Source organism: Bradyrhizobium sediminis, from assembly GCF_018736105.1.
In the GTDB taxonomy this organism is placed as follows: domain Bacteria; phylum Pseudomonadota; class Alphaproteobacteria; order Rhizobiales; family Xanthobacteraceae; genus Bradyrhizobium.
The window spans coordinates 1145996-1158507 of record NZ_CP076135.1; the positions used below are offsets into that span (position 1 = coordinate 1145996).

15 protein-coding genes are annotated in these 12512 nt (G+C 64.4%); 6 read left to right on the forward strand and 9 right to left on the reverse strand.

What is annotated here, in order from left to right:
- Window positions 1-97: 97 nt before the first annotated feature.
- The 3 genes from KMZ68_RS05515 to carA all read right to left on the reverse strand — a co-directional run bounded on the left by KMZ68_RS05515 (window position 98) and on the right by carA (window position 3120).
- Entirely contained in the window at window positions 98-775 is a 678-nt protein-coding gene (locus KMZ68_RS05515; protein ID WP_249779530.1) for a hypothetical protein, read from the reverse strand.
- Window positions 776-1259: 484 nt separating this feature from the next.
- Window positions 1260-1769, reverse strand: a complete 510-nt coding sequence (locus tag KMZ68_RS05520) for a PaaI family thioesterase (protein ID WP_215614845.1) — start codon at window positions 1767-1769, stop codon at window positions 1260-1262.
- A gap of 160 nt (window positions 1770-1929) precedes the next feature.
- Window positions 1930-3120, reverse strand: coding sequence for a glutamine-hydrolyzing carbamoyl-phosphate synthase small subunit (carA, locus tag KMZ68_RS05525; protein WP_215614846.1), 1191 nt, complete (start codon window positions 3118-3120; stop codon window positions 1930-1932).
- A 160-nt stretch (window positions 3121-3280) separates the two neighbouring features.
- Here carA and KMZ68_RS05530 point away from each other — a divergent pair, with 160 nt between their 5' ends.
- Together KMZ68_RS05530 and KMZ68_RS05535 are read left to right on the forward strand one after the other, a co-directional pair.
- Window positions 3281-3982, forward strand: a complete 702-nt coding sequence (locus tag KMZ68_RS05530) for an alpha/beta fold hydrolase (protein WP_215614847.1) — start codon at window positions 3281-3283, stop codon at window positions 3980-3982.
- A 59-nt stretch (window positions 3983-4041) separates the two neighbouring features.
- Window positions 4042-4497, forward strand: a complete 456-nt coding sequence (locus KMZ68_RS05535; protein ID WP_215605092.1) for a GatB/YqeY domain-containing protein — start codon at window positions 4042-4044, stop codon at window positions 4495-4497.
- Window positions 4498-4583: 86 nt separating this feature from the next.
- Here the strand turns inward: KMZ68_RS05535 and KMZ68_RS26200 are convergent, their stop codons facing one another.
- Window positions 4584-4676 carry a hypothetical protein gene (locus KMZ68_RS26200; RefSeq protein WP_371741462.1) on the reverse strand — a complete coding sequence of 31 codons (93 nt, stop codon included), beginning with the start codon at window positions 4674-4676 and terminating at the stop codon, window positions 4584-4586.
- Here KMZ68_RS26200 and KMZ68_RS05545 point away from each other — a divergent pair.
- Window positions 4675-6285, forward strand: coding sequence for an acyl-CoA synthetase (locus KMZ68_RS05545; protein ID WP_215614849.1), 1611 nt, complete (start codon window positions 4675-4677; stop codon window positions 6283-6285). The genes KMZ68_RS26200 and KMZ68_RS05545 overlap by 2 nt on opposite strands.
- Before the next feature lie 221 nt (window positions 6286-6506).
- Window positions 6507-7286 (forward strand): DUF2189 domain-containing protein, encoded by a 780-nt coding sequence (locus tag KMZ68_RS05550; RefSeq protein WP_215614850.1) that lies wholly within the window; start codon window positions 6507-6509, stop codon window positions 7284-7286.
- 24 nt (window positions 7287-7310) lie between these two features.
- Here KMZ68_RS05550 and KMZ68_RS05555 read toward each other — a convergent pair whose 3' ends face one another.
- From KMZ68_RS05555 to KMZ68_RS05565, 3 genes are read right to left on the reverse strand one after another with little or no spacing between them, the layout of a single operon-like run.
- Window positions 7311-7823, reverse strand: a complete 513-nt coding sequence (locus KMZ68_RS05555) for an SRPBCC family protein (protein ID WP_215614851.1) — start codon at window positions 7821-7823, stop codon at window positions 7311-7313.
- A complete protein-coding gene (locus KMZ68_RS05560; protein WP_215614852.1) occupies window positions 7820-8296 on the reverse strand; it encodes an SRPBCC family protein in 477 nt (158 codons plus the stop codon). Before KMZ68_RS05560 ends, KMZ68_RS05555 begins: the two co-directional genes overlap by 4 nt.
- Complete coding sequence (locus KMZ68_RS05565) at window positions 8289-8603, reverse strand: ArsR/SmtB family transcription factor (protein ID WP_215614853.1); 315 nt, start codon at window positions 8601-8603, stop codon at window positions 8289-8291. Before KMZ68_RS05565 ends, KMZ68_RS05560 begins: the two co-directional genes overlap by 8 nt.
- Window positions 8604-8888: 285 nt before the next feature.
- Here KMZ68_RS05565 and KMZ68_RS05570 point away from each other — a divergent pair, with 285 nt between their 5' ends.
- Both KMZ68_RS05570 and KMZ68_RS05575 read left to right on the forward strand, forming a co-directional pair.
- The gene (locus tag KMZ68_RS05570; RefSeq protein WP_215614854.1) at window positions 8889-9506 is read left to right on the forward strand and encodes a LysE family translocator; all 618 of its coding nucleotides are present in this window, start codon (window positions 8889-8891) and stop codon (window positions 9504-9506) included.
- Window positions 9507-9618: 112 nt separating this feature from the next.
- Entirely contained in the window at window positions 9619-10593 is a 975-nt protein-coding gene (locus KMZ68_RS05575) for a DUF3592 domain-containing protein (protein ID WP_249779531.1), read from the forward strand.
- 52 nt (window positions 10594-10645) lie between these two features.
- Here KMZ68_RS05575 and KMZ68_RS05580 read toward each other — a convergent pair whose 3' ends face one another.
- Window positions 10646-11584 carry a sigma-70 family RNA polymerase sigma factor gene (locus KMZ68_RS05580; protein ID WP_215614855.1) on the reverse strand — a complete coding sequence of 313 codons (939 nt, stop codon included), beginning with the start codon at window positions 11582-11584 and terminating at the stop codon, window positions 10646-10648.
- On the reverse strand, window positions 11581-12339 hold the full coding sequence (locus KMZ68_RS05585) for an SDR family NAD(P)-dependent oxidoreductase (RefSeq protein WP_215614856.1): 759 nt from the start codon (window positions 12337-12339) through the stop codon (window positions 11581-11583). The genes KMZ68_RS05580 and KMZ68_RS05585 overlap by 4 nt, the downstream gene beginning before the upstream one ends.
- Window positions 12340-12512 lie beyond the last annotated feature (173 nt).

Here is a 12512-nt window from a genome sequence, read left to right on the forward strand (position 1 = left end):
GCAGTGCTGATCTCGAGAATTCAATTCGCCTTGAGTGGTATCGATGTCGCGCGCGCGATCGTGAGGTGCCGCGCGCACCTCAGTTCTTTCGTTGCTCTCAATAGCAGGGCGGATAGGGATAATAGCCGCACGCCGGGCGCGCATACGGATAAGGCGCCGCGTAAGCAGCCGCTCCATATGCGGCGGCGCCAGCGGCGCCGGCATACATCGCGCCACGGAATGCGCTGCGGCGGGCAACGCCGGCGAATGACATCGGCGTGAACGGCCGGCCGATGATATCGATGAAGAGTGCGGCCCCACCATCGGCGCCGGCAATGTCTCCCTCGAGGGTCTGAACGTTGAACGTCAGCTTGTCGCCTTCGAGCTTCGGATTTTTCAGCACGACGACGGCGTCCTTGACCGAGCCGTCCTTGCCGAACACGGACAAGGTTGCGTTCGGCGGGTTCTTGGTGAAGCTGTCGTCGCCCGATCCCCATTCCGCGATCACGTCGGCGGTGGGCTGGTGGCCCGCGGACCGCACCGGACGATCGGCGAATATGATCGAAGAGGGCGTTACGCCGGTCAAGGTGAGTGTGTCGCCCTGCAGCGTCGCGCCGCGGGAGTTGAGCACGAACAGCGAAGGCACGATCTCGGGTTTGGCTGGCGCAGATGGCGTGCCGATTGTCTTCATGGAATGCGGGGCTGCCGCGTGCTGGGCCATCGCTGTTTCGGTGCCGCACAATGTCGCGGCCACGGCGAGCATTCCGAAAATCTGATTCAGTTTTGTGACGTGCATGACATCCATTCCTTTATCTTTTTGCAAAAGTTCGATCGATCGACTTGGAAGCGCTCGCGCGCAAGGCACGAGAGCTCGCGTTCAAGAAGAACGTGCAATATCGGCTGCAAGAAAAGCCGGGGTGTATCGGAATCGAAGCAGGATCGCTGAAATTAGATGCTAAAAAAGCCAGGCGTTGAAGGGCGAGTTCGGGCTACCTCCAGAGTAAGATTAGCACGACCGAGGAATGAGGGCCAGCCATGATCATTATTTTGTGACTCTGTCTCGTCGCGCTATGGGCCGTGTGTTCGAAATTCGTGGTGCGGTGGGGCTCGCTGTCCGGGACCATCGCGCCGTTCGCCGGCGGATTTATCTTCGCGACATTTCCAGTGCTTTTTAATTATCTCAGCCCGTCGGGCCGCGTCACAGCGACTGGCCGCGTGGCGGAGTGACGCCGGTCAAAGCCAACGACGTGCTGTTTCAGATTGAACGGCGATGGCCTTCCCTAACTGCCGACCGGCAAGGTGGCCGGAAGCTCGAACACCAGGCAGGTCGTGGTGGCATGCGCGAGCAGGCGGCCACTGGCGTCGGTGATGCGCGCTTCCGCGGTTGCGGCGCGGCGGCCGACGCTCAGGGTGCGGCCTTCGGTGCGCACCGCTCCGGTATCCCTGGTCATGCCCTTGATGAAGGAGACCTTGAATTCCAGCGTGGTGTAGCCGATGCCCGGCGGCAGCATCGAATGGACCGCGAGACCCATCGCGGAATCCAGCAAGGTGGCGGCATAGCCGCCGTGCACCGAGCCGATCGGGTTGTAATGCCGGAAGCCCGGGATGCTGTGGAACGCGACGACGCCCGGCTCGGCGGTCTGGTCGAACGGTTCGATGGTCTGCATGATCGGCGGCGGAGGCAGTTTGCCGGCGAACATGGCGCGGACGAAATCGAGGCCCGCCATCGACGCCATGACCTCGAGCGGCGTGACGCCGTATTCGATCTTGGGGGCGGTTCGGTCGTCCATGGGGGTTTTCCTGCGGCGCTGGTTATGATGATGGTCATCATACTATGGATTTGGCTGGTACGCCAGTCGCGCCTTGTCACGCCCGGATTTGATCCGGGCATCCATCATTCTTCGAAAGAGATGGATTGCCGGGTCAAGCCCGGCAATGACGGGGTGAGCCTTAGGCCCGCTTGTTCGCCCGCATCAAATCGGCGAACCGCTTGAACAGGTAATGCGAGTCGCGCGGGCCGGGGGAGGCTTCCGGGTGATACTGCACCGAGAACACCGGCTTGCCCTCGAGCTGGATGCCGCAATTGGAGCCGTCGAACAGCGAGATGTGGGTTTGCGTGGCGCCTTTCGGCAGGGTCGCCTGGTCCACCGCAAAACCGTGGTTCATCGAGGTGATCTCCACCTTGCCGGTGGTCTCGTCCTTGACCGGATGATTGGCGCCGTGGTGGCCCTGATGCATCTTCTTGGTCCTGGCGCCGACGGCGAGGCCGAGCATCTGGTGGCCGAGGCAGATGCCGAAGGTCGGCGTGCCCGAAGAGATCAGCTTCTGGATCACCGGCACCGCGTATTTGCCGGTCTCGGCGGGATCGCCGGGGCCGTTCGACAGGAACACGCCGTCGGGCTTCATCGCCAGGATGTCTTCGGCCGACGTGGTCGCCGGCACCACCGTGACCTTGCAGCCTTCGCCGGCGAGTAGCCGCAGGATGTTGCGCTTGATGCCGTAGTCGATCGCCACCACGTTGAACTCGGGCGCGGTCTGCCGGCCGAAGCCTTTATCCCAGGCCCACGGCGTTTCGTCCCAGGTGAAGCGCTGGCCTGACGTGACCATCGGCACCAGGTCCATGCCTTCGAGGCCGGGCCATTCGCGCGCTTCTTCCTTCAGGCCGTGCAGGTCGAACTGGCCGTCTCTGGCGTGCGCGATCACGGCGTTGGGCATGCCGTGCTTGCGGATCAGCGCGGTCAGCGCGCGGGTATCGATGCCGGAAATGCCGATGATGCCGCGCGCCTTCAGCCACTGGTCGAGATGGTTGGTGGCGCGGTAGTTCGAGGGATCGGTGATGGCGCTGCGCAGGATCACGCCGCGCGCGCCCGGCGTCGCCGCCATGTTCACCGTCTCGATGTCCTCGTCATTGGTGCCGACGTTGCCGATATGCGGGAAGGTGAAGGTGATGAGCTGGCCGGCATAGGAGGGATCGGTGAGGATCTCCTCATAGCCCGTCATCGCGGTGTTGAAGCAGACTTCGCCAACCGCCTGGCCTTCCGCGCCGAGGCCGAAACCCTCCAGCACGGTGCCATCGGCAAGCACGAGAAGCGCGGTCGGTTTGTGGTCCGGCCAGGCTGGGTTGTTTTCTGTTGATGTCATGAGCGCATTACATAGTCGTCGCGTCCCGGTGCGTCAAAGCCGGAAAACGCGGATTCACATGCGGTTTTACGCATATTTGACAGAAGGTGCGGGCATCCTAATCTGCGGTTCCCCGCTGAGGGACGAATTGCCCCGAAAAACGCCCAATCCGGAGCCGAGCATGGACAATACGATGCCGATTCTGCTCGTTCCCGGGCTGGTGTCGTCGCCGCGGATTTATGCGCCTGTGGTCCCGGCCTTGTGGCGGTTCGGGCCGGTGACGGTCGCCAACCACATCCGCGACGACAATATGGGCGCCATCGCGCGCCGGATCCTGGCCGAGGCGCCGCCGCGTTTCGCGCTCGCCGGGCACTCGATGGGCGGCTACATCGCCTTCGAGATCATGCGGCAGGCGCCGGACCGGGTGGCGAAGCTGGCGCTGATCAACACCCAGGCGCGGCCGGATACGCCGGAGGCGACCGCGCGCCGCCGCGGCCAGATCGCCCGCGCGCAAAAAGGCGAATTCCGCGCCATCCTCGATGAACTGTTTCCCGGCTTCGTGCACCCGTCGCGGCGCGGCGACACCTCCTTGCGCCAATTGGTCTACGACATGGGCGACGACGTCGGGGCGGAGGCCTTTGTCCGGCAGCAGACCGCCGTCATGACCCGGCCGGACTCCCGGCCGATGATGGCGTGGATCAAGTGTCCGGCGCTGGTGCTGACCGGCGATGAGGACAACACCATTCCGAATTCGCTGTCGGTCGAGATGGCGAACGGCATTCCCGGCGCAAAACTCGTGATCCTGCCGAATTGCGGCCACCTCCCGCAGCCGGAGCAGCCGCAGGCGACCGCCGAGGCGCTGGCCGAATGGCTGCAGAACTAGTTGTTCTGACGCTGCGAACGGCCTAGATCAGTGCCCTGAAGGTTACAGAGGACATGACGATGCTGCGCGATGACATCAACAACGCGGTCAAGGACGCGATGCGGGCCAAGGACGAGCGCAAGCTCTCCACGCTGCGCATGGTCAATTCGACCATCAAGAACGCCGATATCGCCGCGCGCGGCGAAGGCAAGCCGCCGCTGTCGGACGCGGATCTGCTCGGCGTGTTCCAGAAGATGATCAAGCAGCGCCAGGAATCGGTCGAGCTCTACGACAAGGGCGGCCGCGCCGAACTCGCCGCGCAGGAACGCGAGGAGATCGCGATCATTTCCGCCTACCTGCCGAAGCAGATGTCGGACGACGACGTCAAGGCCGCGATCGCCGCCGCGGTCGCCGAGACCAATGCGGCCGGCATGAAGGACATGGGCAAGGTGATATCAGTGCTGAAGGCGAAATACGCCGGGCAGATGGATTTCGGCAAGGCCAGCGGCATGGTCAAGGCGGCGCTGTCTTCTTAACCTCGCCCCGCTTGCGGGTTCGAGTGAGCGGTCGCAAAATCTCTCATCCTCGTCATGCCCGGCCTTGTGCCGGGCATCCACGTCTTTCACACTGACGGCAAGCAATAGAGACGTGGATGGCCGGGACAAGCCCGGCCATGACGAAAAACGTTTTGGGACGACCAAGGGCGCGCTTGCATGCTCACCGAAGCCTCCAGTTACGACGAACTGTACCGCAACTTCCGCTGGGATATCCCGGATCGCTTCAATATCGCCACCGCCTGCTGCGACCGCCATGCCGATGGCACCAATCGGCTGGCGCTGATCTATGTCGATGAGGATGGTGCTGCGACGCGCACCTCGTTCGACCAGGTCGCCGAATTCTCTCGCCGCTTCGCCAATGTGTTGAGGGCCGACGGTCTCGTTCGCGGCGACCGCGTCGCGGTGTTCCTGTCGCAGTCGCTGGAATTGCCGGTCGCGCATCTGGCGGCGTTTCGTTCCGGCATGGTGTCGATCCCGCTGTTCACTTTGTTCGGCGAGGACGCGCTGGAATTTCGCCTCGCGAATTCCGGCGCCAAAGCCATCGTCACCGACGAGGCCGGCTACGAGAAGCTGGCGAAAATACGCGGCCGCTTGCCGGATCTGAAGAACATCTACGTTATCGGCGCTTCCGCGCCGGCCGGAACAACATCGTTCTGGCCGGTGCTGCAGGCGGCATCCCCCGATTTTACGACCGTCGATACCGCCGCCGACCATCCCGCCGTGATCATCTACACCTCCGGCACCACGGGAAATCCCAAGGGCGCGCTGCATGCCCACCGCGTCGTGCTCGGCCATCTGCCCAATATCGAGATGTGCCACGACTTCCTGCCCAAGCCCGGCGACCTGATGTGGACGCCGGCCGACTGGGCCTGGATCGGCGGGCTGATCAACGCCCTGTTCGCCGCCTGGTATCACGCCGTGCCGATCGTCGGGCATCGGGCGCGAAAATTCGATCCGCAGGCGGCGATGCAGATGATGGCCGATTACGGCATCCGCAACGTGTTCCTGCCGCCGACCGCGCTGAAGCTGATGCGGCAGGCCGGCGTCAAACATGAAGGCGTCAGGCTGCGCTCCATCTTCACCGGCGGCGAGTCGCTCGGCGGCGAACTGCTGGACTGGGTCCGCGCCACCTTCGGCATCGACGCCCACGAAGTATTCGGCCAGACCGAATGCAATCTCGTGATCGGCAGCAACTCGAAACTGTTTCCGATCCGGCCGGGCTCGATGGGCAAGGCGACGCCCGGCTTCGACGTCCGCATCGTCAACGACAAGGGCGAGGAACTGCCGAGGGGACAGCGCGGCATCATCGGCGTGCGCCAGCCCGTTCCCTGCACCATGCTCGAATACTGGCGCAACCCGGAAGCGACCGCGAAGAAATATGCCGGCGGGTTCCTGCTGACCGGCGACCTCGGCATCCAGGATGAGGACGGTTACTTCTGGTATGTCAGCCGCGAGGACGACGTGATCACGACCGCCGGCTACCGCGTCGGTCCCTCGGAGATCGAGCACACGCTGATGAAGCATCCGGCGGTGGCGATGTCCGCGGTGGTCGGCATTCCCGATCCGATCCGCACCGAATCGATCAAGGCCTGGGTCGTGCTGCGGCCGGGCTTCGCACCGAGCGAGGCGCTGGCGCGCGAGATCCAGGATTTCGTCAAGGTGCAGCTCGCCGCCCACGAATATCCGCGCTTCGTGCAATTCACCGACACCCTGCCGATGACCGCGACCGGCAAGGTGTTGCGCCGGGAATTGCGGACGCTGGGGTAGGCGGCACACGGCCGTCATTGCCGGGCTTGACCCGGCAATCCATCCCGCTTCGCAAGACTCTCGTGAAGATTGATGGATACGCGGGTCAAGCCCGCGTACGACGACCGACCAGGCTGGACCGCTGCCGCGCTCATCGAGAACCACCGCCTGATTTGACCCAGATCAATACGCGGCAAGCTGCCGGCTGCCCCAATGCAAAAAATTAGGGAGGGGGAAAACCGATGGCGTCGATTTCCGGCAAGGTCGATCCGGTGGTGCGGCAGATTACGGCGGCCGATATTGCCGAGGCGCTGGGGCAGGGGTTGCGCGATTTCCAGGCTCTGCCGCTGTTTGGGCTGGCCTTCGGCGCGCTCTATGCCGGAGGCGGCATTATCATCCTGCTTTGCCTGACCGCGTTCGGCATGGTCTATCTGGCCTATCCGCTCGCCGCCGGTTTTGCGCTGCTCGGTCCGTTCGTCGCGATCGGCCTCTACGAAGTCAGCCGCCGGCGCGAAGCCGGTCAAACCGTCTCGATATCGGGCATCTGGTCCACGGTGAAGTCGCGCAGCGAAATCGGCTGGATGGCGTTCGTCACCTTGTTCATCTTCGTGATCTGGATGTATCAGGTCCGCCTGCTGATCGCGCTCCTGATCGGGCTCAACGCCTCGTTCTCGAGCCTGAAGGAATTCATCACCGTGGTGCTCACCACCAATGAGGGATTGTGGTTCCTCGCCATCGGCAACGCGGTCGGCGCGGCGCTGTCGCTGGTCCTGTTCTCGCTGACGGTGGTGTCGTTCCCGCTTCTGCTCGACCGCGACGTCGATTTCATCACCGCGATGATCACCAGCGTGCGCTCGGTGGTGGCGAGTCCGGTGCCGATGATCGGATGGGCCGCCGTCATCGTCGTGCTGCTGGTGGTCTCGGCGCTGCCGTATTTCCTCGGCCTCGTGGTGACGCTGCCGGTGCTCGGCCACACCACCTGGCACCTTTACCGGCGGATTGTTGCGCCGGTGCCGGGCTAATTGCTCTCGCGGGGACGACACGTTTTACGGCGTCGCAATCCCCATCTTCTTCAGCGCCTCCAGCATCCGTTGCGGCGGCTCCATCTTGACGACCAGCGGTTCGCCGGTCTCCAGGAGGCTCTTCAGGCTGGACAGGATCGCGGGCCAGCCGGCCCGTCCGCCGGACAGGATGTCGTCGCTGAGTTGCCGCTCATGGGCCTCGGTCATGGTGAGACGGACGGCATCGCCGGCGCGTTCGATCTCGTAAGTGACGATTTCCATGCCGAGCTGTTCGGCGAGACCGTCCCAGTTGACGTTGAACGTCGTCGTCAGCTTCCGCGGCGGATCGCATTCGATCACCTCGCCGCTGATGTGAACCGAGCCGTCCGGCGCGCGCAGGACATACGCGCCGCCGACCTTCAGATCGATCTCGACGGCGAATCCGTGAAAGTACTTCCTGGTGAACTCCGCCGATATCAGTGCCTCCCAGACCTTTTCGGGGGTGGATGCGATGTAGATCGTGTAGACGATGGCGGGCTTGAACTGATCGATGTTCATGACTGCTGAACCTCGGACTGACTCTCCATGCAGGAGAGAGGAATCGCCAGCGCCGTACCTTGCTCCAGCATGCTCTTCAGGCTCGACAGGATCGCCGGCCAGCCCCTGGAGATGCCGTCGAGCACGACGCTGTCCGGAGCGAAACCTTGATGCGTCAGTGTCAGCTTCACGAGCTTGCCGTGCGGCTCGAGCACGAAGGTGACGCGCGACGGCTTTTCCTGTTTCGCCCGCTCGTTGAGCAGATGATGGAACGTGTAGGACAGTCGCCGCGGCGGATCCGCCTCCAGAACCTCACCGTCGTCGGTGGCGATGCCGTTCATCACCAGCTTGAACGGCGATCCGACCTTCCAGTCGGAGACGACGCTGGTGCCCCACCAGTACTGTTTGGTGAATTCGCTCGATGTCAGCGCCTGCCACAGCTTTTCGGGTGTGGTCTCGATGTAGGTGACGTAGACGAATTCCGGTTTACTCATCACGCTTCTCCAGTTGCCGTTTCAATTCGCCGAGTGCGGCGAGCCTGCCGCGCTCGAATTTCCTGATCCACCGCTCGCCGATCTGATGGATCGGCACCGGATTGAGATAGTGCAGCTTCTCGCGGCCGTGCCTGACGGTGGTGACGAGGTTGGCCTGTTCGAGAATCCCAAGGTGTTTGGTGACGGCCTGCCGCGTCATGGCGAGGCCGTCGCAGAGTTCGTTCAGCGTCTGCCCGTTCCTGGCGTGAAGCCGGTCCAGCAGCGACCGCCGCGAAGCGTCGGCCAGCGCTTTGAAGACCTCATCCATGGCAGCAATAATAGGCAACCAAATGGTTGCATGTCAAGGAGCGCTTTTCTTCCCTTCTCCCCTTGTGGGAGAAGGTGGCGTGGACGAAGTCCGCGCCGGATGAGGGGTCTCTATCCACGGAGACAGACCCCTCACCCGCCCACGATACTTCGTATCGTGTGCACCCAAGAGCGAGCTTCGCTCGTCTCGGCTCCCACAAGGGGAGAGGGGAAGAGGGCGGCTTCTCCCGTGCAATGTGGTAGTGCATAATCGACCGGCAGTCCGATTGAATCACGAGTCCCGCCCATGTCGCTAAACCTCTATCTCGCCTTCGTTGCCGCCTGCATCGCGCTGGCGCTGCTGCCGGGGCCGGTGGTTACGCTGGTGATCGCCAACGGGCTCCGCTACGGCACCCGCGCGGCCCTGACCAACATTGCCGGCGTCCAGGCCGGGCTGGCGATCGTGATAGGCATCGTGGCGGTAGGGTTGACCTCGCTGATGGCGACGATGGGCTACTGGTTCGACTGGGTGCGCTTTGCCGGCGCGGCCTATCTGGTCTGGCTCGGCATCAAGCTGATCTGGTCGCCGGTGGAAGGCGTTGACGCCGATGCGCCGCCGCCCCCGCCGCGCGGCGGCTTCTTCCTGCAGGGCTTTCTGGTGCTGCTCAGTAACCCCAAGGTGCTGGTGTTCTTCGGCGCATTCATTCCGCAGTTCGTGGACATGAACAGAGATCATTTCCCGCAGGTGGCGCTGCTCGGCGCCACCTTCATGATCACGGGCGCGATCTCCGATTCGATCTATGCGCTGCTGGCCGGCCGTGCCCGGTTGTTCTTCTCGGCGCGCCGGACGCGGCTGGTATCGCGGATCTCCGGCGGCTTCATGATCGGCGGCGGCATCTGGCTGGCGCTGACGCGGGCGCGATAAGACCCTCTCGCGCCATTGTATTGAACCTTCCATGCATTGAACCTTCCATCGCCACGACGCGTCTGAGGGACGGGCGGCTCCCGCCGTCCTTTTTCCATTGGGGGGAAATCTGGTGCCCGATCTGCCATGGTTCGTCTATGCGATGCTGCTTGCGCCGCTCGGGTTGATCCTCGTCGCCGCCGCCTACAAGACGCTGCAGGTGCGCGCCGCCCGCGAATGGCCGTCGACGCCGGGCAGGGTGGTGATCTCGAATTCCGAAGTGCGCGACGTCAAGGTGCTCGATAGCGAGCGGGAGGGCGGGCGCAAGCTCGAGCAGCGCAACTTCGCCAATGTCGTCTACGAATATGCCGTCGCCGGCAAGAAGCTGCGCAACAACCGCGTCAGCATCGGCGAGGACCGCGGCGATTTCCAGGTTGCCGAGACGATCGCGAAGTATCCGGCCGGCGCCATCGTGATGGTCTACTACAATCCGCTGCATCCCAACGAAGCGGTGCTGGAGCGCGACCTGCCGAAGGGGCTGTGGGGTTGCCTCGGCATCGGAACGGCGATCGCGGTTGCGGTGGTGTTCGGCTCGGTCGTCGGCATCAAGCGCATCTCGGAATTCGTCGGCTCGCGATTGACCAATCCGCAAATGTCGGTGCCGGTGATGGCGCTGATGGGCTTCGGCCTGGTCGCGGCACTGTTCGCGCTGGTGCTGCGCCGGCAATCGGCGCTGGCGAAAACCTGGCCGGTGGTGCCGGGGACCATCAAACTGTCCGGCCTCGACGAATACCGCGCCGCGCCTGATAAAAGCGGCCGCCGCGGCCAGGTCATGTATGAGCGGAAGGTGTCCTACAGCTACCGATTCAAGGACATCGCCTATACCGGCGTGCATGCGAGCTTCAGCAGCAATTCCAAGACGACGTCGCCTTGGGTGCTGCGGCTGTGGGGGATGAATTTTCAAGACGGCGCCAGCGTCAAGGTCTGGGTCAATCCGGTCAATCCGTCGGAGGCGACGCTCAATCCGAACGTGCCATTCGGCTGGCTGTTGTGGCTGATCGCATTGGGATTGTGGACGGGCGCCTGTCTGATCGCGACGGCGGGCTAAACCAGCCGCTGCGCGTGCAACGCCGTTTCGATCCCGCTGAACGGAGCGCGGCTCATCCGCGGGCGGCCCCCTCGCCCGGAGGCGCAGTGCCCGGCGCCAGCACCAGCTCCGCGTCGTCGATGACGTAGCGGACATATTTGTAGTCGCGAATGAAGCTGATCCGGCCGTCCGTCCACTCCAGCCACATCAGGTAGCTGGGCTTCACCGCCTCAGGCTCCTCCCAGACCGCGATCACCTCGCGGCCCTCGAGCCAGGCGGGAGCGACGCGCACCGGGGCACTGCGCGAATAGATGCCGAAGAACATGCTGACGTCGGCGGCGCCGGCACGCAGCGGGTATGTCGACTGGATCAGCCGCACGTCATCGGCCAGCATCGCGCGCAGCCCGTCCCAGTCGCGCCGGTTGAACAGGGCGACATAGCGGGCCACGGCGGGTGACGGCGGGCGCGGCGCGGGCTCGGCCGGCGCCTGGGCGTTGATGGCCTTGAGCCGGGTCCGCCCGCGGGCGAGGTGGGCCTTCACCGCGTTGACCGTGAGATCGAGCGTGGTGGCGATCTCCTCCAGCGACTGGTCGAGCACGTCCTTGAGGATCACCACGCTGCGCTGCACGGTCGGAAGCTCCGCGAACCGCGACACCGCCGTTTCGACCGCCTCCCGCCGCATCAGCACCTCCACAGGATCGGAACTCTCAGGATCGGCGACCTCGCGGGCCGCCTCGATCGGCTCGGCCGCGCGGATCGCGCGGCTGCGCAGCAGGTCCAGCGCGCGGTTGTGGGCGATCCGGAACAGCCAGGCGCGGAGCGGCGTGTCTTCCGGCAGTTCATCCAGCGCGACGAAGGCGCGCGCAAAGGTGTCCTGCACCACGTCCTCGCCCTCGATCACCGAGCCCATCAGGCGCGCGCAGTAGCGATGAAGCTCCGGCCGCAGCTCGCCGGCGAGCGCCAAGAGCTGCGCGTGGCGCGCCGTGGGCGGCGAGGATGGGCCTTCGCTCAAGCTGCTGCTCCCTCGAGCATTGTTATTCCCGTGTCGCCCTTGAGCCCGAAGGCGAAGCCCTCGGCATATTTCGGATCGTCCAGCACCGAAACGACTTTCTCGCCGAACTCCCGGGGCGGCATCGGCGTGCCAAAGCGGGCCAGGAACGCCTCGCGCTCGATGTCCATCGCGCGCGCATAGGCGGCGGCGCCCGCGTCGCCGACGCCGGTGCCGCCGACCATCTGCTGCGGCACGATCGTCTGGAAGCGGATCCCAAGGCCCTTCTGCTCCGAGACCCCGTTGGCGTATCTGGCCATGAACCAGAGCATGCGCTTGGCGCCGGCATAGCCGCCCGACAGCGGCGATCCGTTCCCGGCCGCGCCGCTCGATCCGACCAGGACACGGCTTCCGGGCCTGAGCGGCAGGTTGAGCGCCGCCTGCAGCCAATACAGCCCGGCCTTGACGTCGGTGTCCCAGGTCGCGGTGAAATCCGCCCAGCTCAGCTGGTCCAGCCGGCCCATCCGCGGCTTCGCGCCGGCATTCAGCGCCAGGATGTCCGGGCGGACCTCGGCAAGGATGCGGTGGGCGGCGGTCTCGTCCGTGACGTCGGCGGAGATGGTGGCGACGCCCAGCCGGGCGCGGACCGGCTCGAGCGCATCGATGTTGCGGGCGATGACCGTCACCCTGGCGCCGTGCGCGACCAGGGCCTCGACCAGTCCGAGGCCGAGGCCACGGCTTCCGCCGGTAACGACGACGTTCTTGTCCTTGAGGCTCATCGGTTCAGCTCAGCGACGACGATTTGATTCCGGCCTTGTGTAAAATATCCGCCATACGCGATTTCTCCCAGGGTTTCACTCCCTGGCGGGAGTGCGGCCAGCGAGGCTCCGCGGCCTTCTGAATCCAGGACGTTTGGAACCGCGGAAAGGAGTCACCCTCCGCGTTGATTTCC